Source organism: Sphingopyxis sp. GW821-FHT12F08, assembly GCF_058806755.1.
The window spans coordinates 49362-71255 of record NZ_JBXAQA010000008.1 but is presented as its reverse complement, the minus strand read 5'-3'; the positions used below and the strand labels follow the sequence as shown (position 1 = coordinate 71255).

The following is a 21894-nucleotide window of genomic DNA, read 5'->3' as shown; positions in this document are numbered from 1 at the left end:
TACTTGTTCCGCCCCGTCGGCATGGTGGGCGCCATATGGTCGGTAACGCCGCTTGTCGAGAAACCATCGCGCGATTCGCCGCGGCTTTCGCCGCCGCCTGTGTCCTCCTCATGACGTGGGCCATGACGCCCGCCGCCGCGCAGGAGGCGCCGCCCGCCTCGCCGCCCGCCGCCGCGCCGGTCTATGGCCCGCCCGCGCCCAAGCCGCGCGTCGATGCCGAAAGCGCCGCGGCGAAGGCGAAGGAGCTGGTCGATCCGATCAGGCGCTGCAAGCCTGCCGAGGACGGCTCGATCGAGGTCTGCGGCAGCGACACCGACCGCCACCGCCTGTCGCCCGAACTGCGCGCGATCGCCGGGATCGGCACCTCGACCAAGGACAGCATCCCGCACCAGCCGGTCAGTGCGATGACGCTCGATCGATTGCCCTATAACTGGATGTCGTTGGGCGGCCGGATGAAACCCGGCCCCGAATATAATCATCTCTACGAAATGGCGAAGCGCGCGACCGACCCGGAAACCGGCGTCCCACCGCCCGCCGAGGAAGAAAAACCCTAGGCGAAGACCTCGGCCGCCTTGGTTCCCGGTTCCGACGCGCGGTACAGGCCCGCGGGGACCAGCAGCTGGGCCGCAAAATAGACGCCGAACAACAGCACCCAGCCGATGCTCGTCAGCGTCTCGACCAGCCCGCCCGGCGCGTTGGTCGCGATCACGAAGCCGTGCAGCGCGCCCAGCGCAGCGAACGCGATCCCGAAGGCGATGTTGTAGAGCAGGAAAAAGCCGAACAGCCACCACTGCCTGTTCGCGGTGCGCCGCCACGATTCGACATAGGGCGAAAAGGGCTCAAGCGATCCGCGTGCCGCCATGATCGGGCCAACGAGGCAGAAGCGCGCAAGCAGCCACGACCCGAGCAGCGAATAGACAATCTGGCGGATCGCCGTGACGAGCGGACCCGCCATCAGCCATTCGGCCGTCCCGATCGCGAGGACGAAGGGCAGTATCAGCACCAGCGCGACGACCAGATAGAGCAGGACATAGGCGAGCAGATAGGCGAAGCCCGCGACCATCCCGTACATGATCTCGGAGATATAGCCCTCGCGCATCTCCGCGAGCAGCGCGTTCCACGCGGCGAGCATCGCGCCCATCACGATCACCGTGACGATGCCCAGCAGGTAGAGCGGCCCGGTGATCGACCCGCCGACACGATAGGTCCAGGGATCGGATGCGATCGCCATCAGGTTGCGCAGGCTGAAGATCGGCTCGCTCGACAGCAACAGATAGGGCAGCACGACGCCGAGCACGGCATAAGCGAGCAGCGCCTGCCAATGCTCGCCCGCCAGCCGGCGCGCCTCGCCCAGCCCGCGTCCGATCTCGATGTCCATCAATACGCCCCCGTTGTTCCCTGCGCCATGGGTAACAGGGGAAAGGGCGATTGCAAGCGAGCCTGAAATCCTCCCCGCCCCGCGGGGAGGGGGACCGCCCGCGAAGCGGGTGGTGGAGGGGGCTGGCGGCCTGACGCTACGCTGCGCAAGGGCGCCACCACCCTCCGTCAGCGCGTCGCGCTGCCACCTCCCCGCGGGGCGGGGAGGATTTGGATGCTACAACGCCAGAATCGGCATGTGCATCGGCGCGCCGACGACATGCTCCGACGCCGCCAGCGTCGTCAGCGCCGCGGCGATCGCGCGCGCAGGGCCTTCGTGGGTGACGATCGCGATCACCACGCCGTCCTGGTCGTCGGTGCCGCGCTGGATGAAGCTTTCGATCGACACGCCGGCGTCGCGCATCGCCGTGGCGATTTCGGCGAGCACGCCGATGCGGTCCTCGACCACCAGCCGGACATAATGTTTGCCGACGCGCCCCCCGGCGTCGGCCTTGGGCGCCGCGTCGAGCGCGTCGACGGGCATCGCGAAGGCGGGGCCATATTCGTCGCGCGCGATGTCGATGATGTCGGCGACGATCGCCGACGCGGTCGGCCCCGCGCCCGCGCCCGCGCCCTCGAAGAACAGCCGGCCGACGAAATTGCCCTCGGCGACCACGGCGTTGAGCGACCCCGGCACATAGGCGAGCGGGTGGTCGGCGGGGACGAGGCACGGCTGGACATGCTGATAAAGCGCCCCATTGCCCTGGCCGCCGTCGCGCTCGGCCATGCCGATCAGGCGGACGCGGTGGCCCAGCGCCTCGGCCTCGCGGATGTCGGCGGCGATGATGTCCCGGATGCCGTTCGTCGTCACTGCGTCGATGTCGAGCCGGGTCCCGAAGCACAGCGCCGCGAGGATCGACAGCTTGTGCGCGGCGTCGATCCCGTCGACGTCGAAGGTCGGGTCGGCCTCGGCATAGCCCTCGGCTTGCGCGGCGGTCAGTGCGTCGGCGAAGCTCGCACCGTTCCGCTCCATCTGCGTCAGGATATAATTGCAGGTGCCGTTGAGGATGCCATAGACCCGCGCGATCTCGTTCGCCGAGGCGCCCTCGCGGATCGCCTTGATCACCGGGATGCCGCCCGCGACCGCGGCCTCATATTTCAGCGGCGTGTCCTTTTCCTCGGCGAGCCGCGCGAGGTCGAGCCCGTGATGCGCGATCATCGCCTTGTTCGCGGTGACCAGCGCCTTGCCCGCACCCAGCGCGTGGCGCGCCAGCGTCAGCGCCATGCCGTCGGCGCCGCCGATCATCTCGACGACGACGTCGACATCGTCGGCGGCGACCAGCGCGCCGAGGTCGTCTTCCCAGCGATAGGGCGACAGGTCGACCCCGCGGTCCTTGTGCCGGTCGCGCGCCGACAGCGCGACGATCTCGACCGCCCGCCCCGCGCGCCGCGCGATCAGCTCGCGGTTCGCCTGCAACAGCTTGACGACCCCGCCGCCGACGACGCCGAGCCCCGCGAGCGCGACGCGCAGCGGCGGACGGGGGGCAGCGGGGGCAGGCGAAGGCGACATGCGGGCACTCCTATAGTGATGCCAGCGCCCCTATCGGCTTTTCGGAACGAAACAAGCTGTCGTTTCCGCTGCGCGGAAGCGCGCGGCACCGGCCCGCTCCCCCACCCGGCCTCCCCAGGCTACTATCGTCGGGGAGGCCGGGTGGGGGAGCGGGCCGGCGCCGCCTTCAGAAAATCAATTCCCCGGCGCCTTCCTCGTCCGCGTGCAGTCGCCGAGCGCGCCGAGCACGACCGCATAGTCCGACGCCGCCTTGCGCTGATCGGCGGCGCTGGTGCCCGCGAGCTTGTCCAGCGGCAGCTGGCGCGGCAGCCCGCAGGCGAGGCGATACCACGCGAGCGTGTCGCGCGGCGGCACCGCGGCCGATCCGTCGACGATCTCGCCGAACGCCGCGGCCCAGCGCCGCGACCCGTCGGCGCTGGTCAGGATCGTCAGCGACATCGGCTCGCCCGTCGCGGTGTTGAAGAACAATTGCGTCTCGCCCTCGCCGGGCAGCGTGCCGGGGACGTGGAATCCATTGTCGACCCCGGTGATTGCCGGTGGCGCGCCGGGCTTGACCAGCTCGGTCAGGATCGCGCGCAGCCGCGCCTCGGTCGCGGGATCCCACGGCAGCTGCGCGTCGGGCGCGACCAGCCGCACGCTGCCGGTGTTGCTGCTGCCCGCGGTGGCGCCCGCGACCGGGCGCGCGAAAAGCAGCACCGGCTGCTTCTTCCTGAGCTTGACCGGCTTGCCGTTCGCCGCGTTGGGCAGGTCGACCAGGTAAGCGATGCGCGCGGCGAGGGGGCCGCTGCCGCGAATCAGGCTGATCACGTCGGCCTCGACATAGATTCGGCTGTGCCCCGCCGCGACGCCCGGCGCGCGCTCGGGCTTGAGCGCGCTGGCAGAGGCGACGCGCGCGTGGATCGCCATCGGCGCGATGGTGGCGATGTCGGCGATGTCGGCATAGCTGTACGGGCTGGCAGGCGCGGCCGCCGCCGGCGCCTGCATCGCCGAAACGGCCGGGATTCCAGCATTTAAGCCGGCCAGCGCAGCGAGGGTGGCGGGGAGGAGGATACGCATGGCTGGTCCTTTTTGCTCGGTCTCTGACACCGGTTGCACCGGCGGCGTGCCATCATGGCGCGCCCCACATTAACCGCTGATAAAGGGTTTGCGAACTCGCCGCCACCGCGATAGGACGTGCGACGAAGCGGCCGGTAAGAACAGAACAGCCGGACGCTAGCCCGCCGGGTCTGCGGAACGCATCGGAAATCATCCGGGCATTTGGCAACTCCCCCCGTCGGTATGGATTGGTGTCAGGATGATCTAGCAAGGAGCGTCGTCCCTGAATGGCTTATGGTGATAATGTCGACCCTAAAAACAGGGTAGTGGCAATCGTCTTGGTCGGTCTGTTCACCGCTGTTCTGGGCTACGGCCTGGTTAACGGCCTGAACATCAGTATCGTCAAGAAGCTTGCCGAGAAATTGGACGTGGTGGACGTCGAAGAGCCGCCGCCGCCCGAGGAGCCGCCGCCGCCGCCGCCGCCGGACAATGTCCTGCCGCCGCCGCCGCCGGTCGTGACTCCGCCGTCGCCGATTCCGCCACCGGTGAGCACGAACACCGTGCAGTCGGTGCCGACCCCGCCGCCGACTCCGCCGGCGCCCAAATATATTCCGCCCGCTCCGCCGGCGCCGCCGCCGTCTCCGGATCTCAGCGCCGCCGGTACGCCGCGCGGCAATCCGGGCCGCTGGGCGACCAACGACGACTATCCGGCCCGTGCCATGCGCGAAGAGCGCGAAGGGACGACCGGGTTCCGCGTGTCCTATAACGCCGAAGGCCGCATCACGTCGTGCGACGTGACCGCGTCGAGCGGCCATGCCGACCTCGATGCCGAGACCTGCAAGCTCATCACGCGCCGCGGCCGGTTCAATCCGGGCAAGGACCGTGCGGGCAACCCCACGGGCGGCTCGTACAGCAATCGTATCCGGTGGCAGATCCCGCGCTGATCGGCGCAGGTATCCGCCTCCATATCCAAGTTTCTCGATTTTCGGACTTTGAGAGGGAATTTCCAGTATGTTTAATCTGATCGCAAATGCCGCTGCTGCCGCACCCGCGGCCGCCCACGATGCCGGCCTCAGCCTGATGCCCGCGTCGATGTGCGTGAAGGAAGAAGGCACGAGCCCCTATGGTCTCGTCCCCGCGCTCTGCGAAGGCGGCGTCGTCTCGCAGCTCACCTTCCTCATCCTGCTGATCATGTTCGTCGGCACGCTCTACATCCTGTTCACCAAGCTGTTCGAACAGAATAAGGTGATGAACCAGGGCAAGGCCGTCGACGCCAATTTCTGGCGCGCGCCGACGCTCGCCGAAGGTGCGGCGAAGCTCGAAAAGAACAGCGCCTATCGCCAGGTCGTCGAAGACGGTCTGCGTGCCAACGAAGAGCATAACAAGCTGACCGACCCCGTCGAAGCCCACGACTGGATGCACGGCACGCTCGAGCGTTCGCAGAACCACATCAACTCGAAGCTCAACGGCGGCCTCGCCTTCCTCGCGACCGTCGGTTCGACCGCGCCGTTCGTCGGCCTGTTCGGTACCGTTATCGGTATTCTTCGCGCGCTCGTGAAGATCGGTGCATCGGGTCAGGCCTCGATCGACACCGTCGCCGGTCCGGTCGGTGAAGCGCTCATCATGACCGCCATCGGTCTGATCGTGGCGGTTCCCGCGGTGCTCGCCTTCAACTGGCTGCAGAGCCGCAACAAGGCGATCGCCCGCCGTCTGTCGACCTTCTCGAACGACGTTCTCGGCTCGATCATGTCGGGTGGCCAGGTCAAGCCGGTGACCCCCGCCGCCAAGGCCGCGCCGGCTGCCGCGCCGAAGAAGTAAGATCGACCGTCCGGCGCCCGTCGCCGCCGCCTCCGGGCGGCGCTTCGGGGGCCGGATCGTCCCGTGAAACTATTTGTGACAGGATGCTGATCCTATGTCGATGAGTGTAGGCGATAAGGGCGGCGAAGACGCCCCAATGTCCGAAATCAACACGACGCCGCTCGTGGACATCATGCTTGTGTTGCTCATCATCTTCCTCATCACGGTTCCCGTGGTGCTGGAGACGGTGAACCTCAAGCTGCCCGACGTGGCGTTCGAGGTGACGACGACGAAGCCCGAAAATGTGCTGTTGTCGGTCCGCTCGGCGGACACCGACGGCGACGGCGAGCCCAATCCCGAAAGCACCGCGTGCGAAGTCTATTGGGGCCAGACCCCGGTCGATTCGAAGGTGCTGCTGGAACGTGGGCAAAAGAAGCTCGAAGACCTGATCGCCGACATCGGCGGCGTCGAAAACATCACCGAGGAAAATTTCCCCGAAGTGCACATCCGCGGCGACGTCAACACGCCGTATCAGTGCATCGGCGGTGTGATCTATACGATGCAATATGCCGGCTTCCAGAAGATCGGGTTCATTTCCGAACCGGCTCCTGGCTCGGGTACGGTGGGTCGTCTCTGACGGCGTTCCGTCACAAGCTATGAAGGAATAATCGCATGTCCATGGCAGTTGGAGATCGGGACGAAAATGAACCGATGATGGAGATGAACACGACGCCGCTGATCGACGTCATGCTCGTGCTCCTCATCATGTTCATCATCACCATCCCGGTCCAGACCCACGCGGTGAAGATCGACCTGCCGGTCCCGACCGACGCCGAAAGCAACGTCGATCCGGAAAAGAACAAGGTGATGATCGACCCCGCCGGGACGATCACCTGGAACGGCACGCCGGTCGATCTGGCGCAGCTCGAAAATTATCTGCTCCAGACCAAGGCGCTGCCGGTCGAGCCCGAACTCCAGGTTCAGCCCGACCCCTATGCCCGCTACATCGTGGTCGACCGCGTGATGGCGGTGATCAAGCGCAGCGGCGTCGGCAAGCTCGGCTTCGTCGGCAACGAACAATATGCGCGCGTCTTCTGATCGCTGATCGGATCGCGTGAAAAAGGCAGGGGCCGCGAAGCAATTCGCGGCCCTTTCCCTTTGGGGCGGACGGCGCGGTCGATGGCGGGTTTCGGGCGGGACGGGACGTTAGCGTAAACCTCATCCGTCACCCCGGGCTCGACCCGGGGTCTGCCTTGTCTTGAAGAAAAAGGCGGATCCCGGATCAAGTCCGGGATGACGAAGGGAAGAACCGCAACGGCAGCTCCCCACCCCAAAGCCGCCATTGCGATCTCCGCCCCGATATGACCGCTTTTCCTTTCCCCCCATTCGCCCTAAAGACGCGCCGCCCCCAGAAGCAAAGGTAGCAGCATGAAAATCGCCATGATCGGAACGGGCTATGTCGGCCTCGTCTCGGGTGCCTGTTTCTCCGATTTCGGCCATGACGTGGTATGCGTCGACAAGGATTCGTCGAAGATCGACGCGCTGCACGCGGGGCGCATGCCGATCTACGAACCGGGGCTCGACGCGCTCGTCGCGGCGAATGTCGCCGCGGGCCGCCTGTCCTTCACCACCGAACTCGCGCCCGCGGTCGCCGGCGCCGACGCGGTGTTCATCGCGGTCGGCACTCCCTCACGCCGCGGCGACGGCCACGCCGACCTCAGCTACGTCTTCGGCGCCGCCGAGGAACTCGCCGCGACGCTGACGCACGACTGCGTGATCGTCACCAAGTCGACCGTGCCCGTCGGCACCGGCGACGAAGTCGAACGCATCCTGCGCGAAGGCGCGCCGGGGCGGTCGCACAGCGTCGCGTCGAACCCCGAATTCCTGCGCGAGGGCGCGGCGATCGGCGACTTCAAACGTCCCGACCGCATCGTCATCGGCGCCGAGGACGTTCGCGGCGAGGCGGTGCTGCGCGAAGTCTATCGCCCGCTCTTCCTCAACGAAGCGCCGATCCTGATCACCCGCCGCCGCACCGCGGAGATGATCAAATATGCCGCCAACGCCTTCCTCGCGACCAAGATCACCTTCATCAACGAGATCGCTGACCTGTGCGAAGCCGTCGGTGCCGAGGTGCAGGACGTCGCGCGCGGCATCGGGCTCGACAACCGCATTGGCGGCAAATTCCTCCACGCCGGCCCCGGCTACGGCGGCAGCTGCTTCCCGAAAGATACGCTCGCGCTCTTGAAGACGGCACAGGACAATGACGTCCCGCTCCGCCTCGTCGAGGCGACCGTGCTCGCCAACGACCTCAGGAAGCGCGCGATGGGGCGCAAGATCGTCACCGCGCTCGGCGGCAATGCGCGCGGCAAGACCGTCGCCTTGCTCGGGCTGACCTTCAAGCCGAACACCGACGACATGCGCGATTCGCCCAGCCTCGCGATCGTCCAGACCCTGCTCGACGCCGGCGCGCGCGTCACCGCCTACGACCCCGAGGGCATGGAAATCGCCGCGCCGATGATGCCCGAGGTCGAGATGAAGGCCAGCGCCTATGCCGCGGCCGAGGGCGCCGATGCCGTCGCGATCGTCACCGAATGGGACGCCTTCCGCGCGCTCGACCTCGCGCGGCTCGGCGCGGGCATGACCGACAAGCTGCTCGTCGATCTGCGCAACGTCTATCGCCGCGACGAAGTCGTGCGCCACGGTTTCCGCCACATCGCTATTGGAACCGGCGGCGAATAGGGGCATCGTCGCGATGGATGGAACAAATCCGCCGCCGCGGCATTGCGAGTCCGACGATCTTTCCGGGGAGCAAGTGAATGACGATGCGTTCGACCATGGGCCGTAACCTCGCCATCGGCGCCTGCGCGCTGTCGGCGCTCGCGCTCGGCGGCTGCGATTTGCTGGGCAAGAAAAAGGATCCCGCGTCGAACCTGCCCCTCCCCGACGCCAGTGCACCGCTGTTCGACGCGCGCGGCGCCGATCGCGGCCGCGTCGACATCTACCGCGACACCGACGGCCTACGCCTCGAACTCGTCGCGCGCGGCTTCGCTGCCGGCACCTATGGCATGCATGTCCATACCGTCGGCCGCTGCGACACGCCCAAATATACGACCGCCGGCCCGCACTGGAACCCGACGAACGTCCAGCATGGCCGCGACAACCCGATGGGCGCGCATCACGGCGACATGCCCAACCTCGTGATCGAACCCGACACCATCGGCCGCGCGACGCTGCGGCTCGTCGGCTCGCGATTGTCGGGCGACGGCGCGCTGCTCGACGCCGACGGCGCGGCCTTCATCATCCACGCCAAGCCCGACGATTATAAGACCGACCCCAGCGGCAACAGCGGCGACCGCATCGTCTGCGGCGTGATTAAGGCGCGGGCGGGGTAATTATCACGTCGCCCCCGCGCAGGCGGGGGCCGCTATCGGTTTAAGCAGCGTCGTCGAGCGAGGCGGCCAGCGGCCCCCGCCTGCGCGGGGGGCGACGTGCAGATCAAACCCGCGCGCGTTCCTCGATCGTCGCTTCGGCCTCTGGCACCGCGCGATAGGCGTAGATCAGCAGCGCCAGCGCGATCGGCGCGACGCCGATCAGCGACAATATGCCGGTGCGCAGGTCGCCGACCGGCTTGCCGTCGACGATCGTGCCCGCCAGGTCCGAAATCTGCCCGACCATATAGGGTCCGAACGACAGACCGACGAGCGTCGTGCCGAGGAAGAAGGCGGCGGTTGCGGTTCCGCGCATGCGCGGCAGCACCAGGTCCTGCGTCGTCGCCGCCGCGGCGCCCAGCGCGGCCGCGCCGAACATGCCGGCGAGGAAGTTCATGACATAGAAGAGCGTCGGGTCAGGGGTCGTATAACCGATCCAGATCGGGATGATCGGCGCAGCGACGCCGAAGATGATCATCAGGATGCGGCCGGCAGGATTTCGCTTGCGCAGCCGGTCGGCCATCCAGCCGCCCAGGATGACGCCGACAAATCCGCTGACCGCGCCGTTGCCGCCCAAGATGAGCGCCAGCTCCTGCTTGGGCAGCCCCAGCACGATCTCGGCATAGGGTGCCGACCAGAAGGCGAGCGCATAGGCGGCGAGGCTGACCATGCCATAGCCCAAGGTCGTGCAGATGAAGGCCGGGGTGCCCCAGATCAGGCGGAAGGTCGCGGGATCGCGCGCGCGCAGCGTGCACGCCCAGGAAAAGACGGCATAATAGCCGATCCCGACCGCCGACCATTGCGGCAGATTGCCGGTCAGCGCGATCATCCACCAGGCAAAGGCGGCAATGGCGGCGGCGAAACCAAGGTTGATCGCGAGCGCAGCCGCGCCGCGCTGCGCTGCGCCGATCAGCGTGAAAGGCGGCACGATCATCGACAGGTCGCGCGCGAATTCGCGGAACGGCGCCGGCGAACTCGGGCTCGGGGTTCCGTCCATCGCGCCGCGCACCGGCTCCTTCAGCGTCGCGACCCACAAGGCGACGAGCAGTCCGGGAATGCCGACGGCGAGGAAGGCCGCCTGCCAGCCGACCAGCCCCATCGGTCCGCCGCCCGGATAGGCCTGGTTCCACGCCTGGACGATCGAGGCGCCGATGAACAAAGACACGCCGCCGCCGAGGTAAAGCCCCGACGAATAGATGGCGAGCGCGGTCGCCTTCTGCCGCTTGGGGAAATAGTCCGAAATCAGCGAATAAGCGGTGGGACTCGCAGTCGCTTCGCCGATGCCGACCCCCATGCGCGCGGCGGTCAGCGTGAACTGGTTGCGCGCGAAGCCCGACAGCGCGGTCATCGCCGACCACAAGGCGAGGCCGATCGACAGCAGCTTCACCCGGCTCCAATTGTCGGCGAGACGGCCGAGCGGGATGCCGAACAGCGCGTAGAAGACCGCGAAGGCCGCGCCGCCGAGGAACCCCATGTCGCCGTCGGTGAGCTTCAGATGCGCCTTGATGTCGACCGCGAGGATGCTGATCACCTGCCGGTCGATGAAATTGAGGATATAGACGACGACGAGGACCGACAGGACATACCAGCTGTAGCCGGTCGCGCGCGGCTCGCCCTCGGCGGTTGCGGCCGGGGGCGATGATGCGGAATCCTTGTCGGTCTCGACCATCTGGCAACCCTCTCCCTGACCCGTTATCGTTGGCGGCCATGGCTAGCAGAGCCGCGAAAAGGCGCAAGTTGAAAGTCGGTTCAACTTTGGGTGCGAGGAAGGGCGATATGCGCGACGATCGAGACATTGCGAAACCCGCGATCCTGTTCCTCTGCCTCGGCAACATCTGCCGCTCGCCGCTCGCCGAGGGTGCCGCGCGCGCCGCCTTCGCCGCCGCCGGGCTCGACGCGGCGCTCGATTCGGCGGGCACCGGCGACTGGCATGTCGGCCGCCCGCCCGACACGCGCGCGCAGGCCGAGGCGCGGCGGCGCGGGATTGACATTTCGGACCTGCGCGCGCGCCAGCTCCGCGCCGCCGACTTCGCCGACTTCGACCTGATCCTCGCCGCCGACGAGACCAATTTGCGCGACGCCCGCGCGCTGGCGCCGGCGGGCGCGACGGCGGAGCTTAAACTGATGCTCGATCTCGTCCCCGGCCGCGCCGGCGAGAGCGTCACCGATCCCTATTATGGCGACGACGGCGGCTTTGCCGCGACGTGGGACGATGTCGCCGCGGTCGCCGCAGCGCTGGTCGCCGCAGCCTCGGGTTCGAGCGGATAGCGCGCAACGGGGTGATAGCGCGACCCGCCGTGGCCCATCGCGCTTTCGTAGAGCGTGACATGGCCAAAGGCGAAGGCGGGACTCGCGAGGTCGCTGTGCAGCGCGAGGAAGGGTGCGACCGGCCCTGATCGGCGGTTGAGGCGGGCGAGGGTGATGTGCGGAACGAAAGCGCGCGTTTCGGGCCCGACCCCGACGCGCGCGAGCAACTGATCGACCTTGCGGTGCAGCGCGGCGATCGGCTCGTGCGGCTCGACCCCGGCCCACACCATATGCGGGCGTCCCTTATGTTCGAACAGGCTGACCCCGGCGATGCGCGCGGTCACCGCCGACGCGTGCAGCGCGCCCAGCGCGGCGGCGATGTCCTCGGCGCGGTGGCGGTCGACCTCGCCGATGAAACGCAAGGTCAGGTGGAGCTGCTCGTCGTCCTGCCAGCGCGCGCCCGAAATGCCATGCATCGCGGGGATCAGCGCAGCGCGGACGGCGTGCGGCGGGCGCAACGCGACGAACAGGCGGTGGGTCGACATGGCCGCACCAGCATAAGCCTTCCGCAGGCCACGAAAACCCGAAAGACGCGGCATTTCCGGTTTCGCTTGAAAGCAACGCGGAAAATGCCGATATTGCTGGCTACGGCCGGTATGGGCTGGTCGGTTATGGAGTGAAAACAATGGCTAATTGGAACGACCCCAATATGGCGGCTTCCGGTTTTGGCGCCGGCGCAGACGCGAGGGACCAGGCCGTCGATGCCGGCCTGCGGTCGTACATGCTGTCGGTTTACAACTATATGGCCTCGGGCGTGCTGCTCACCGGCATCGTCGCGCTGCTCGCGTTCCAGACGGGCGTGACGCTGTCGCTGGTCCAGAGCCCGCTGTGGTTCGTCGTCGCGCTGTCGCCGCTGGCGTTCGTGCTGGTGCTGAGCTTCGGGATCAACCGCCTGTCGACCACCGCGATGCAGGCGATCTTCTGGACCTTCGCCGTGGTGATGGGCCTGTCGATGTCGACGATCTTCCTGCGCTTCGGGATGGGTTCGATCGCGCAGACCTTCTTCGCGACCGCGGCCGCTTTCATCGGCCTCAGCCTCTACGGCTATACGACCAAGAAGGATCTGTCGGGTTTCGGCACCTTCCTGATCATGGGCGTCGTCGGCATCATCGTCGCGATGCTGATCAACCTGTTCGTCCAGTCGAGCGCGCTGATGCTGGCGATCAGCGTGATCGGCGTGCTGATCTTCGCGGGCCTCACCGCCTATGACACGCAGAAGATCAAGAGCATGTATTTCTATGTCCGCGGGTCGGACATGATGGGCAAGTCGGTGATCATGGGGGCGCTGAACCTCTATCTCGACTTCGTCAACATGTTCACTTTCCTGCTCAACATCTTGGGCAGCCGCGACTGAGCGGACGGACGAACGATCGGACAAGCGAGCCCGGCGGAGCGATTCGCCGGGCTCTTTTTTGCGCGGGAAGGGGCAGGAATGAAGGCGATCTGGGGCGCGCTCGCCGCGGCCGCGATGGGGATGGCTGCCCCGGCGACGGCCGCCGAGGTCCAGCCATGCGCGGTCGAGCGTCCCGCCGACGGCGACCTCAAGGCGCATGCGGCGCGCCTGTTCCCCGCCGCCGACGCCGCCATGATCGACGCGCTGCTCGCCTGCCTCGGCGACCCCGATCCCGCGGTGCGCGACGGCTTCGCCTTCACCCTGTGGAGCGAGGGGCTGCGCGGCGGGCATGTCTCCCCGGCGTCGATGCGCCATGCGAACGCGCGGCTGCAGGCGCTGGTCGCTCAGCCCGACGACAAAGCGGGCTTTCGCAAACCTTTCGCCGCGCTCGCGCTGTCCGAAGTCGCGCGCGCTGACCGCATCGCGCCCTTCCTGACCGGGATCGAACTGCACGCGCTCGCCGCGTCGGGAGCCGCCTATCTGCGCGGGGTCACCGACTATCGCGGCTTCGTCGCGGGCGAAGGCTGGCGCCACGGCGTCGCCCACGGCGCCGACCTGCTGCTCCAGCTCGTGCTCAATCCGCGGCTCGCGCGGGCCGATGCCGACCTGCTGCTCGGCGCGATCGCCGCGCAGGTCGCGCCGCCGACGCCCGTCTACTATGTCCATGGCGAAGCCGGACGGCTGGCGCGGCCGATCCTTTATCTCGCCAAACGGCCCGACATCGACGATGCCGCCTGGACGGCGTGGTTCAAGGCGCTGCACCCCGACGCGTCGGCGCGCTGGCAGGACGCCTATGCCGGCGACGCCGGCTTGGCGGCGGTGCACAACAGCGGCGCCTTCGCGCAGGCCATCTATGTCAGCGCGTCGGAGACGCAGGACCCGCAGATCCGCCGTCTCGCTCCGCTCGCGGTCGAGCTGATCAAGGCGCTGCCCTAGGCGGGCGCCGTCCCCGCCGCCTGCATCTCGGCGATCAGGCCGTTGTCGATTTCCTTCGCCCGCTTGTAGCCGGCGCGTTCGCGCAGCGGCGCGACATAGGCCTCGAACGCCGGGCGGCTCGGGATCGTCCCGAATTGCAGTCCCCAGTCGATCTGGCTGCCGACATAGACGTCGGCCGCAGTGAAGCGGTCGCCCGCGACATAGGTCCTGCCCGCGACCGCCGATTCGAGCGCGCCCAGCGCCGCGTCGAGCGAGCCGAAGCCCGCCATGCGTTGCTGGTCGGCGTCGGGCTCGATCCCGAAATGCTTGGCAGTGATCGCCTGTTCGACCGGGCCCGCGGTGAAGAACAGCCAGCGATAATAATCGGCGCGCGCGTCGGCGTCGGGCGCCAGCCCCGCGGCGGGAAAGGCGTCGGCCAGATAGGCGCAGATCGCCGCGCATTCGGTGACGACCTGGCCGTCGTGGACGATCGCCGGGACCTTGCCCATCGGATTGATCGCCAGATAGGCGTCGCCCTTCATCGTGGTGGCATAGTCCATGATGTGGGTGTCATAGGGCGCGCCGACCTCTTCGAGCATCCAGCGGACGATCTGTCCGCGCGACATCGGGTTGGTATAGAAAATCAGCTCGTCGGCCATTGCGTCTCTCCCTTGGCTGCGAATCGGTTCGTATCGAACATAACAGGAACATCGTTGCCGTTCCACCGGACTTGTTTTGTCATGGCGTGCGGCTAAGGCAAGGCGATGAGCGACGAACGCATCTGGACCGCCGCCGTGCTGGTGATCGGCGACGAAATCCTCTCGGGCCGCACGCCGGACAAGAATGTGTCGCAGATCGCGACCTGGCTCGATGTGCAGGGGATTCGCCTGCGCGAAGTGCGCATCGTCCCCGATGTCGAGGACGAGATCGTCGACGCGCTGAACGCGATCCGCGCGCGCTACGACTACGTCTTCACCACGGGCGGCATCGGCCCGACCCACGACGACATCACCGTCGACGCGGTCGCCAAGGCGCTTGGCGTCGGCGTGATTGTCCATCCCGACGCCCGCGCGATCCTCGAACGCTATTACACCGCGCGCGGCGGCGAACTCACCGAGGCGCGGCTGCGCATGGCGCGCACCCCCGACGGCGCCGAGCTGATTGCCAACCGCATGTCGGGCGCGCCGGGCATCCGCATCGGCAATCTCTTCGTGATGGCGGGGGTACCCCATATCACCGCGGGCATGCTCGACGCGCTCACCGGCGAGCTCGAGGGCGGCGCGCCGCTGGTCGCGCATACGATCGGCGCCTGGGCGCCCGAGAGCGAGGTCGCCGACCTGCTCCGCCAGGGCGAAAAGGACCACGCCGGCGTCGCGATCGGGAGCTATCCCTTCTTTCGCGACGGCAAGGTCGGCGCCAATTTCGTGATCCGTTCGACCGATGCCGACAGCGTCGCCGCCTGCGTCGCACAGGTGACCGCGGGGCTCGAGGCCGCGGGTTATACGGTGACCGACGGCGGCATCTGATCGGCCTCACTCGTCCGTGTGGCACGGGGCAGGCGGCGGAGCATCGCGATCGCGAGCAGCCCGAACAGCGCCGCGACGAGGAAGGCGGCGCCCGGGAAGTGCACCGGCGCGCCGCTGCCCGTGAACCAGGCCATGGTCCCGATCAGAAGCCCCGGCGCGGCGATCTGGCCCAGCCCCATCGCCATCGCCGAAATCCCCTGCACCTCCCCTTGCGTTTCGGGCGTGGCGCGGCGCGACATCAGCGCCATCAGCGATGGCTGCACCGGCGCTTGCAGCGCGACGGGGATCAGCAGCAGGAAGGCGCCCAGCGTCGTGTCGACGAAGGCGTATCCGGTATAGACCAGGATCGCGATCGCGATGCCGATCGTCGCCGCGTCGCGCTCGCCGAAGCGCCCCACCATCGGCCCGACGACGAATGCCTGCCCCAGCGCGATCATCACCCCGACCGCCGCCAGGCTTGCGCCGATCATCTTCGGCGACCAGCCGAGCTGCGCGATGCAATAAAAGCTCCATGTCATCGGATAGACGAGGCTGGCGATCTGCCACAGCACCAGCACGCTCGCGACCCCGCCCATGCCGGGCTGGCCACGCATCGTCTTCCACGCGCCCAGCGGGTTGGCGCGGCGCCAGTCGAAGGCGCGGCGGCGCTCCGCCGCCAACGTCTCGGGAAAGATGAAAAAGCCGTAGAACATGTTCGCCGCGGCGAGCATGGCAGCCGCCACAAACGGCGCGCGCGGCCCGATCTCGCCCAGAAAGCCGCCGATCGCCGGGCCGACGATGAAGCCGACCCCGAATGCCGCGCCGACGAAGCCGAAATTGCGTGCGCGCTCTTGCGGCGCGGTGACATCGGCGATCGCCGCCTGCGCCGCCGCGAAGCTGCCGCCGAAGATCCCCGACAGTGCGCGTGCGATGAACAGCCAGGGCAGGGTATCGACGACGGTCAGCAGCACATAGTCGGCCGCGAGCCCCGCGAGCGAGAGTAGCAGCACGCGCCGCCGCCCGAAGCGGTCCGACAGATTGCCGAGCACCGGCGAGGCGATGAAGGTCGCGACCGCCATCACCTGGCCGATCGCGGTGGCGATGCCCATCGCGCTGGCGAGGTCGGTGCGGCCGATCTCCATCACCAGGTCGGGCAGCACCGGCATGATGATGCCGAAGCCGATCGCGTCGATGAAGATCGTCGCGACGATGAAGGGGATGGTGCGCGAAGCGGTCACGAGGGGTCCTATGTCTGGCGGCGGGGAAGCGCGGCTTGCCCTTTGGCGCATCAGCGCCTAGCGGCACCGATCCTTCCCCCGTGCGTTGGCGATAGATGAAACTCGAAATTTCCGCTGCCTTAAATTACCGGCTCGGCGACCCGGTCGACCTGATGCTCCAGATCGAGGCGGCCGAGCTGCCCGATCAGCATATCCTCCGCGCGTCGCTCGACGTCGGAAATCCCGAACATTTCGCGCGCCAGCCGGGGCAGGATGCGATCGGCGAACGTATCTGGATGCGCAGCGGCGGCACGCTTCGTGCGCGCTATTCGGCGCTGATCGCGATCGACCGGCCCGACGTGGATTATCGCGGCCTTCCCGCGGTGCCGCTCCACCGCCTGACCGCCGACGCGGTCCCCTATCTCAACGAATCGCGCTATTGCCCGTCGAACAAGTTCCATGCCTTCGTCGAGCGCCGCTTCGGCGACGCCGAGGGGGGCGAGAAGATCGGGCGGATACGCGACTGGATCGAAAGCCGCTTCACCTATGTCGCGGGCACCAGCACCGCAGAGACCGGCGCGCTCGACAGCTTCGTCGAGCGGCGCGGGGTGTGCCGCGACTATGCGCATGTGCTGATCGCGCTCACGCGCGCCGCGCATATCCCCGCGCGCATGGCCAGCGTCTATGCCCCGCGCGTCGACCCGCAGGATTTCCACGCGGTGGCAGAGGTCTATCTGGACGGCGGCTGGCACCCCGTCGATGCGACGGGCATGGCGCAGCGCGGCGAGATCGCCCGCATCTGCGTCGGCCGCGACGCCGCCGACGTCAGCTTCCTCACCGCCTATCGCGATATCGAGCTGATCGACCAGCGGGTGTCGGTGAACAAGATCGCGGACTAGCGTGGAGCGGGTGAAGGGAATCGAACCCTCGTCGTAAGCTTGGGAAGCTTCTGCTCTACCATTGAGCTACACCCGCAATCTCAAAGCCTTAATTCACCTTCGCACTTGGCGCTGGCTCTTTTCTGGCTCCGAAACCTCGCGGCCCCTATCGCCGTCTCCGGCTCAATCTTCAAGAGCTTTTGTGCGCCGTGATGCTCCAAGAACGCCTGACCTATTGACCAGGTGCCCGAACGCGAGGGAGTAGGCCGTCGAGGAAAGCCGAACAGCAGAACGGCAGCCTCGCCGTCCGATTCGCTAGAACAATATGCCGAAACTGAACTGGAGAATGTCTTCCTTCTGATAGGTCTTTTCTTCGCGCCCGTTCTTATATTCGAGACCAAAGTCGAAAGCGCCGAGGTTGTCGAACCACCAGCGATATTTGAGTGCGGCTTCCAGCCTGCCGATATCCGGCGCATTGCCGCTCACCGTCCACCAATGTCGATAACTGAGGTTGCCGACGACGCCCTGTTTCACATTGGCGGGCGGCGCAAGCTGGAGCGCTGCCAGTCCGCCGAGCGCTAGGCGATCGTCGCGAAGCGTGATGTCCGCACGCCCGTTTCGGGTCATCGCGCTGAATTGCCCTTCGAGGGACCCGCTGCAGCGCGTCCGGAACTTGATTCCGGCAATGTCGTGGCTCTTGAGCTCGCCGATGGCGCAGATACCTAGGTCGTTTTCGTGGGGTTGCAAGGTGATCGCAACCTGGCCGTTGACCCTTTCGCTGTCGCGGACGAAATCGAATATATATCCCGATTTCAAATCGATCATCATGAAATCGGCCGGAACGATCTCGGCGATCTGCAATCCCAGTTCCAGATTATGCGTGTCGCCATCGCTTCGCCGGACGCCGGGCGCCAGCGCCGCGGCAGGCCGCTCGCGCGATCGCGCCAGGCTGTAATCGGCGAAGAGAAAAGTGGGCGTGGGCGCCTGATCGCCGGTCAGCCGCCAACCCAGTACACCTTCGAATCCCAGGTCAGTCGTCTTCTTTCGCGATCCGTCATCCTTGTCGACAATGGTCCGTTTGACGGAAATCGTCGCGGACGGAGCTTCCGAACGATCGTCGCCGCCAGACGCCAAAGCCTCGACGCTTCCGACAAGGCCCAGGCGGGGAATGCCGGTCGGCTTCCCGAGCTGTTCGACGATCGTCGGCACAGGTTTGATCGGCGTGCAGAAGAGCTGCGTGCCATCGACAAACGGCCAAAGCCTGTCTCGGTCGGTAGCAATGGGCTCGTCGGGTAGCGGGGCAAGCGCGATGATCGCATCCGCGGGCGCCCTTTTATCCGGCCCGGCGTGGGCCGCTTTCGAATCTTTCCTGATTTGCGCATTCAGATCGCGCACAAGCCGCTGCACCTGGTTGGAAACAACGGCTTGCATATTGGCGGGCCGCGCCTCGAACGCCGCGGCCAATTCCGATTGGATCGCTTCCCGATATTCGATTGTCCCGATGGCCAGCGGCCGGCCGTTCCACTCGGTCGTGCGATGGCCCGACAGCAACAGGACGGCCTCGGCGAGGCGCCACGTTTCCAGGGGCCTCGCTTCCGACGGATTCGCAATGCCGGAACAGGCCAGGCGCGTCACCGGGCCAAGATCGGATGCGACCTGCGCCTGCGCCAGACCGGGAACCGACAGCGCGAGCCCCGCGGCGAACAGGATGCGACCTCTCGTCACAATGCGCTCCAGAAGCTCGCGAACGACTGGCTGGCTTTCGCCACATTTGCCTTTTCGTCCAGATAATCCTGGAATTTCTCCAGCCGAAGCATTCGCAGTTTCCGTAGTTCGGCCTGCGTATCATTGATGGGGAAGCCGATCGCTTCCTCGAAGGCCGCGACCATTTCCTTCGATTCCTGCAGCCACCGCAACACCGACGCGCCCCAGCCGTTCACATCATCGCCCGGCACGACACCCGACCATGCCGGATAGAATTCCGGGTACTCCCGATAAACAAACGCATCGATCACAGCGTGTGCCTCGTCTGCATAGCGTCCCATCTCGTCCCTCCTGCGCCACGCCAGTCCCGGCGGAAGGCCGGCTGGCTCGCCCACCGACCTGCCACCTCCCGCCCACTCCCGCGCGTGACGGTCGTCACGCGCACATCGGCATTGGCATCGGCTATCACGCGGCCTAGGATCGAAGCGTCCGGACGGGGACCGGCAGGTTGGGGGCGCAGGGCTTTGGCGCAGGACAGGACCAGCGCGGCAACGGTTTTCGCGGCGGCCTTCGGCTGTTCCGGCGACACCGCCGACGCGCTGATCGCGAAGGCGCGGCTGAAAAGCTATGCGCCGCGCGCGACCATCATCGAAAGCCAGCACCAGAATGCGCATGTCTATCTGCTGCTGGACGGACGTGCGCACGCCTTGGCGCTGTCGGTCGACGGCCGGCTCATCCTCGTCGAGAGTTTCGATCAGGGCGCGATTTTCGGCGAGGCGAGCCTGCTCGGCGACGGCGTCGCCGATCACGAGATCGCCGCGGTCGACCGCGTCGAGGCGGGGCAGTTCGCCAACCATGTCTTCATCGCGATGATGGAGAATTACAGCTGCATCGCGCTCACCATGTCGCGCCTGCTCACCGCGCGGCTCCTCGCCGCGTCGCGCCAGATGGTCGAGATCGCGACGCTGTCGGCGCCCGGCCGCGTCCATGGCGAATTGCTGCGCCAGGCGCGCCTGTCGGGCGACTGGACGATCAGCCCGCCGCCGGTGCTCGCCGAATTCGCGGTGCGGATCCGCTCGACCCGCGAAACGGTGTCGCGGACGATCAGCAGCCTGGAAAAAAACGGCATCATCCGCCGCGACGAGCGGGCGCTGACGATCGTCGCGCCGCACCGGCTCGAAGAACTGATCTATTGAAGCGCGAAAAGCTCCAGCCCGTCATGGTCGCCGATGGGCGTCGCACGCATCGGCGTCGTCGCGGTGACGACCATCCCCCTCGCAAAGGATTCGCTCACCACGATGGTCCCCGCCTGCGTCGCCGCGCCGATCGCGGCGAGCGTCGCCACCGCGGGGCCGAGCAGGCTATCGCCGTTTCGGTGGAGCAGCCCATAATGGCCCGACAGCAGCAAAGGGTGCGCGCCCGCCGGCGCCGCCTGCTGCAGTTCCCGCGCGAAATCGGCGGCGGCGGCGGCTTGCTCGAAGGCAAGCAGCCGGCCGTTGCCATGGGGCTGGCTCATCGCCGGTTGACCGGGCAGGCGCTTTGCCGCGTCCCAAAAGGGCCTGATCAGCGTGTCGAGCGCATCGGCAAAGCCGCCTTCGCCGAGATCGTCGAGCCCCTCGAAACGCACCAGCAGCATCGCCATCAATCGCCGGTCGGTGCGGCCCTCCTGCTTGCTCGAGGACGGCGCGACCGGTGCGGTGCGCGGCGCGCGCAGCCTGTGCTGTGAAGGCGGGCAACCCAAGGGGTCAAGCCGCGAGCTCAGCCACCTCCTGCCGTCGCGCCTGGTCCCGGCACCGCCGCCATATTTCCCTTTGCCGTCATCGATGATCAGCAGCTGGGCGGCGCCGCTTTCGAGCAGGCGAGCCTTGAGCATCGCTGCGCCCATGGCCATATCGGCGGCAAGCGAGGTCGCGCACGGCTCATAGGCGCCGGTCACCCGCGTCGCCGAACGAATCGACTTTGCGCCTCCCAGGCACCTTTCGAAGCGCGCGTCCCAGTCGCCGCCATAGGGCAGGATCGACTGGGCCCGGAATTCCTCGCAGCCGGTCGGCAGCACGACATGGAGTTTGGCGCCGCGCGCCAGCAGCGCCTCGGCGATCACGATATCGGCGCCCGCGGCGAGCGCGCCATAGCCGAAACCGATCCTCTCCGCGTCGAGGATCGGGTCAATCCGGGCGCGCAGCGCATCGGTGTCGCCCGCGGCGACGCCCAGATGGCCCGCGAAATGCAGGCTGCGCGGCGGGCGGTGCCGGTCGAGCCAGCTCAGATCGCCGCCGCCCGCCTCGATGATCAGGCGGAACTGGCGCAAGGTCGAGGCATGGTCGCTCCACCCCTCGGGGTTCGCCGCGCGCGCTTCGGCCAGCGCGGCGTCGGCGCCGGCGACGTCGCCGAGCAGCAGCAGCGCCTCGGCGCGCGTCGCGGCGAGCCAATAGGGCGTCTCGGCGATCGGCGCCCCGCCGGCGAGCCGCGCGAGCACTTTGCGCGCCGCCGCCCTGGCCCGCGCGCGTTCGCCGGCCAGGAAGGCGAGCGTCGCGACGTTGATCAGCAGATAGGGCTGCGGCGACAGCGCGTCGGCGGCGGCATAGGCGCGTTCCGAGGCGCGGAGTTGGTGCGCACGTTCGGGGCCTTCGGCGCGCAGCGCGCGATCCTTGTGCAGCCGCCCCTTGACCGCCAGCGCTGCGGGATCGCCGGCCGCGGCGTCATAGCCCGCATCGACGAACAAATCCCACGCCCGGTCGAGCGCTCCCGACCGGGCGAGGCTGGTGATGTGGGGGAGGGAGGCAGTCACG

General features: G+C 67.4%; 23 protein-coding genes and 1 tRNA gene. 13 read left to right on the top strand and 11 right to left on the bottom strand.

Annotation, left to right across the window (positions count from 1 at the left end):
• Positions 1 to 122: 122 nt before the first annotated feature.
• Positions 123 to 554, top strand: coding sequence for a hypothetical protein (locus AC1RNQ_RS20110; RefSeq protein ID WP_493174050.1), 432 nt, complete (start codon positions 123 to 125; stop codon positions 552 to 554).
• Here the strand turns inward: AC1RNQ_RS20110 and AC1RNQ_RS20105 are convergent.
• The 3 genes from AC1RNQ_RS20105 to AC1RNQ_RS20095 all read right to left on the bottom strand — a co-directional run bounded on the left by AC1RNQ_RS20105 (position 551) and on the right by AC1RNQ_RS20095 (position 3982).
• Positions 551 to 1378 carry a hypothetical protein gene (locus AC1RNQ_RS20105; RefSeq protein ID WP_493174049.1) on the bottom strand — a complete coding sequence of 276 codons (828 nt, stop codon included), beginning with the start codon at positions 1376 to 1378 and terminating at the stop codon, positions 551 to 553. The two genes, AC1RNQ_RS20110 and AC1RNQ_RS20105, sit on opposite strands and share 4 nt — an antisense overlap.
• Before the next feature lie 216 nt (positions 1379 to 1594).
• Positions 1595 to 2926, bottom strand: a complete 1332-nt coding sequence (locus AC1RNQ_RS20100; RefSeq protein WP_493174047.1) for a homoserine dehydrogenase — start codon at positions 2924 to 2926, stop codon at positions 1595 to 1597.
• 174 nt (positions 2927 to 3100) lie between these two features.
• Positions 3101 to 3982 (bottom strand): hypothetical protein, encoded by an 882-nt coding sequence (locus AC1RNQ_RS20095; RefSeq protein WP_493174046.1) that lies wholly within the window; start codon positions 3980 to 3982, stop codon positions 3101 to 3103.
• Positions 3983 to 4248: 266 nt separating this feature from the next.
• Between AC1RNQ_RS20095 and AC1RNQ_RS20090 the strand changes: the two genes are divergently transcribed.
• From AC1RNQ_RS20090 to AC1RNQ_RS20065, 6 genes are all read left to right on the top strand, one after another.
• Positions 4249 to 4905, top strand: coding sequence for an energy transducer TonB (locus tag AC1RNQ_RS20090; RefSeq protein WP_493174044.1), 657 nt, complete (start codon positions 4249 to 4251; stop codon positions 4903 to 4905).
• A gap of 67 nt (positions 4906 to 4972) precedes the next feature.
• Complete coding sequence (locus tag AC1RNQ_RS20085; protein WP_493174042.1) at positions 4973 to 5779, top strand: MotA/TolQ/ExbB proton channel family protein; 807 nt, start codon at positions 4973 to 4975, stop codon at positions 5777 to 5779.
• Positions 5780 to 5873: 94 nt separating this feature from the next.
• The gene (locus AC1RNQ_RS20080; protein ID WP_493174041.1) at positions 5874 to 6395 is read left to right on the top strand and encodes an ExbD/TolR family protein; all 522 of its coding nucleotides are present in this window, start codon (positions 5874 to 5876) and stop codon (positions 6393 to 6395) included.
• A 35-nt stretch (positions 6396 to 6430) separates the two neighbouring features.
• Positions 6431 to 6856, top strand: a complete 426-nt coding sequence (locus AC1RNQ_RS20075) for an ExbD/TolR family protein (protein ID WP_493174039.1) — start codon at positions 6431 to 6433, stop codon at positions 6854 to 6856.
• A 330-nt stretch (positions 6857 to 7186) separates the two neighbouring features.
• Entirely contained in the window at positions 7187 to 8497 is a 1311-nt protein-coding gene (locus AC1RNQ_RS20070; RefSeq protein WP_493174038.1) for a UDP-glucose dehydrogenase family protein, read from the top strand.
• Between the two features lie 77 nt (positions 8498 to 8574).
• A complete protein-coding gene (locus tag AC1RNQ_RS20065; RefSeq protein WP_493174037.1) occupies positions 8575 to 9150 on the top strand; it encodes a superoxide dismutase family protein in 576 nt (191 codons plus the stop codon).
• A gap of 103 nt (positions 9151 to 9253) precedes the next feature.
• Here the strand turns inward: AC1RNQ_RS20065 and AC1RNQ_RS20060 are convergent, their stop codons facing one another.
• Positions 9254 to 10855 (bottom strand): spinster family MFS transporter, encoded by a 1602-nt coding sequence (locus tag AC1RNQ_RS20060; protein WP_493174035.1) that lies wholly within the window; start codon positions 10853 to 10855, stop codon positions 9254 to 9256.
• 107 nt (positions 10856 to 10962) lie between these two features.
• On the opposite strand from AC1RNQ_RS20060, the gene AC1RNQ_RS20055 reads away from it, so the two are divergent.
• The gene (locus AC1RNQ_RS20055) at positions 10963 to 11454 is read left to right on the top strand and encodes a low molecular weight protein-tyrosine-phosphatase (RefSeq protein WP_493174033.1); all 492 of its coding nucleotides are present in this window, start codon (positions 10963 to 10965) and stop codon (positions 11452 to 11454) included.
• Here AC1RNQ_RS20055 and thpR read toward each other — a convergent pair.
• A complete protein-coding gene (thpR, locus tag AC1RNQ_RS20050) occupies positions 11361 to 11978 on the bottom strand; it encodes an RNA 2',3'-cyclic phosphodiesterase (RefSeq protein WP_493174031.1) in 618 nt (205 codons plus the stop codon). The genes AC1RNQ_RS20055 and thpR overlap by 94 nt on opposite strands.
• 140 nt (positions 11979 to 12118) lie before the next feature.
• Between thpR and AC1RNQ_RS20045 the strand changes: the two genes are divergently transcribed.
• Together AC1RNQ_RS20045 and AC1RNQ_RS20040 are read left to right on the top strand one after the other, a co-directional pair.
• Positions 12119 to 12847, top strand: a complete 729-nt coding sequence (locus AC1RNQ_RS20045) for a Bax inhibitor-1/YccA family protein (RefSeq protein WP_493174029.1) — start codon at positions 12119 to 12121, stop codon at positions 12845 to 12847.
• Between the two features lie 78 nt (positions 12848 to 12925).
• Positions 12926 to 13822, top strand: coding sequence for a DUF2785 domain-containing protein (locus tag AC1RNQ_RS20040; protein WP_493174027.1), 897 nt, complete (start codon positions 12926 to 12928; stop codon positions 13820 to 13822).
• On the opposite strand, the gene AC1RNQ_RS20035 is transcribed toward AC1RNQ_RS20040, so the two are convergent.
• A complete protein-coding gene (locus tag AC1RNQ_RS20035) occupies positions 13819 to 14460 on the bottom strand; it encodes a glutathione S-transferase family protein (RefSeq protein ID WP_493174026.1) in 642 nt (213 codons plus the stop codon). The genes AC1RNQ_RS20040 and AC1RNQ_RS20035 overlap by 4 nt on opposite strands.
• Positions 14461 to 14565: 105 nt before the next feature.
• Between AC1RNQ_RS20035 and AC1RNQ_RS20030 the strand changes: the two genes are divergently transcribed.
• A complete protein-coding gene (locus AC1RNQ_RS20030; RefSeq protein WP_493174025.1) occupies positions 14566 to 15327 on the top strand; it encodes a competence/damage-inducible protein A in 762 nt (253 codons plus the stop codon).
• Here the strand turns inward: AC1RNQ_RS20030 and AC1RNQ_RS20025 are convergent.
• On the bottom strand, positions 15300 to 16544 hold the full coding sequence (locus AC1RNQ_RS20025) for an MFS transporter (protein ID WP_493174024.1): 1245 nt from the start codon (positions 16542 to 16544) through the stop codon (positions 15300 to 15302). The two genes, AC1RNQ_RS20030 and AC1RNQ_RS20025, sit on opposite strands and share 28 nt — an antisense overlap.
• Before the next feature lie 95 nt (positions 16545 to 16639).
• On the opposite strand from AC1RNQ_RS20025, the gene AC1RNQ_RS20020 reads away from it, so the two are divergent.
• Positions 16640 to 17422 (top strand): transglutaminase-like domain-containing protein, encoded by a 783-nt coding sequence (locus tag AC1RNQ_RS20020; RefSeq protein ID WP_493174022.1) that lies wholly within the window; start codon positions 16640 to 16642, stop codon positions 17420 to 17422.
• A gap of 2 nt (positions 17423 to 17424) precedes the next feature.
• On the opposite strand, the gene AC1RNQ_RS20015 is transcribed toward AC1RNQ_RS20020, so the two are convergent.
• The 3 genes from AC1RNQ_RS20015 to AC1RNQ_RS20005 all read right to left on the bottom strand — a co-directional run bounded on the left by AC1RNQ_RS20015 (position 17425) and on the right by AC1RNQ_RS20005 (position 19446).
• Positions 17425 to 17498, bottom strand: a tRNA-Gly gene (locus AC1RNQ_RS20015).
• 218 nt (positions 17499 to 17716) lie between these two features.
• Entirely contained in the window at positions 17717 to 19126 is a 1410-nt protein-coding gene (locus tag AC1RNQ_RS20010; protein ID WP_493174021.1) for a hypothetical protein, read from the bottom strand.
• Positions 19123 to 19446, bottom strand: coding sequence for a hypothetical protein (locus tag AC1RNQ_RS20005; protein WP_493174020.1), 324 nt, complete (start codon positions 19444 to 19446; stop codon positions 19123 to 19125). Before AC1RNQ_RS20005 ends, AC1RNQ_RS20010 begins: the two co-directional genes overlap by 4 nt.
• A gap of 183 nt (positions 19447 to 19629) precedes the next feature.
• Here AC1RNQ_RS20005 and AC1RNQ_RS20000 point away from each other — a divergent pair, with 183 nt between their 5' ends.
• Positions 19630 to 20301, top strand: coding sequence for a Crp/Fnr family transcriptional regulator (locus tag AC1RNQ_RS20000; protein WP_493174019.1), 672 nt, complete (start codon positions 19630 to 19632; stop codon positions 20299 to 20301).
• Here the strand turns inward: AC1RNQ_RS20000 and AC1RNQ_RS19995 are convergent.
• Positions 20295 to 21893: a tetratricopeptide repeat-containing protein gene (locus tag AC1RNQ_RS19995; RefSeq protein WP_493174017.1), complete on the bottom strand. Its 1599-nt coding sequence runs from the start codon at positions 21891 to 21893 to the stop codon at positions 20295 to 20297. The two genes, AC1RNQ_RS20000 and AC1RNQ_RS19995, sit on opposite strands and share 7 nt — an antisense overlap.
• Between the last annotated feature and the right edge of the window lies 1 nt (position 21894).

Bases quoted from the DNA above. Each gene is read 5' to 3' on its own strand.
- AC1RNQ_RS20090 (WP_493174044.1), top strand. From the start codon at position 4,249: ATGGCTTATGGTGATAATGTCGACCCTAAAAACAGGGTAGTGGCAATC.
- AC1RNQ_RS20110 (WP_493174050.1), top strand. From the start codon at position 123: ATGACGCCCGCCGCCGCGCAGGAGGCGCCGCCCGCCTCGCCGCCCGCC.
- AC1RNQ_RS20040 (WP_493174027.1), top strand. From the start codon at position 12,926: ATGAAGGCGATCTGGGGCGCGCTCGCCGCGGCCGCGATGGGGATGGCT.
- AC1RNQ_RS20100 (WP_493174047.1), bottom strand. From the start codon at position 2,926: ATGTCGCCTTCGCCTGCCCCCGCTGCCCCCCGTCCGCCGCTGCGCGTC.
- AC1RNQ_RS20095 (WP_493174046.1), bottom strand. From the start codon at position 3,982: ATGCGTATCCTCCTCCCCGCCACCCTCGCTGCGCTGGCCGGCTTAAAT.
- AC1RNQ_RS20005 (WP_493174020.1), bottom strand. From the start codon at position 19,446: ATGGGACGCTATGCAGACGAGGCACACGCTGTGATCGATGCGTTTGTT.
- AC1RNQ_RS20085 (WP_493174042.1), top strand. From the start codon at position 4,973: ATGTTTAATCTGATCGCAAATGCCGCTGCTGCCGCACCCGCGGCCGCC.
- AC1RNQ_RS20045 (WP_493174029.1), top strand. From the start codon at position 12,119: ATGGCTAATTGGAACGACCCCAATATGGCGGCTTCCGGTTTTGGCGCC.
- AC1RNQ_RS20080 (WP_493174041.1), top strand. From the start codon at position 5,874: ATGTCGATGAGTGTAGGCGATAAGGGCGGCGAAGACGCCCCAATGTCC.
- AC1RNQ_RS20035 (WP_493174026.1), bottom strand. From the start codon at position 14,460: ATGGCCGACGAGCTGATTTTCTATACCAACCCGATGTCGCGCGGACAG.
- AC1RNQ_RS20105 (WP_493174049.1), bottom strand. From the start codon at position 1,378: ATGGACATCGAGATCGGACGCGGGCTGGGCGAGGCGCGCCGGCTGGCG.
- thpR (WP_493174031.1), bottom strand. From the start codon at position 11,978: ATGTCGACCCACCGCCTGTTCGTCGCGTTGCGCCCGCCGCACGCCGTC.
- AC1RNQ_RS20075 (WP_493174039.1), top strand. From the start codon at position 6,431: ATGTCCATGGCAGTTGGAGATCGGGACGAAAATGAACCGATGATGGAG.
- AC1RNQ_RS20065 (WP_493174037.1), top strand. From the start codon at position 8,575: ATGACGATGCGTTCGACCATGGGCCGTAACCTCGCCATCGGCGCCTGC.
- AC1RNQ_RS20030 (WP_493174025.1), top strand. From the start codon at position 14,566: ATGAGCGACGAACGCATCTGGACCGCCGCCGTGCTGGTGATCGGCGAC.
- AC1RNQ_RS20020 (WP_493174022.1), top strand. From the start codon at position 16,640: ATGAAACTCGAAATTTCCGCTGCCTTAAATTACCGGCTCGGCGACCCG.
- AC1RNQ_RS20070 (WP_493174038.1), top strand. From the start codon at position 7,187: ATGAAAATCGCCATGATCGGAACGGGCTATGTCGGCCTCGTCTCGGGT.
- AC1RNQ_RS20055 (WP_493174033.1), top strand. From the start codon at position 10,963: ATGCGCGACGATCGAGACATTGCGAAACCCGCGATCCTGTTCCTCTGC.
- AC1RNQ_RS20060 (WP_493174035.1), bottom strand. From the start codon at position 10,855: ATGGTCGAGACCGACAAGGATTCCGCATCATCGCCCCCGGCCGCAACC.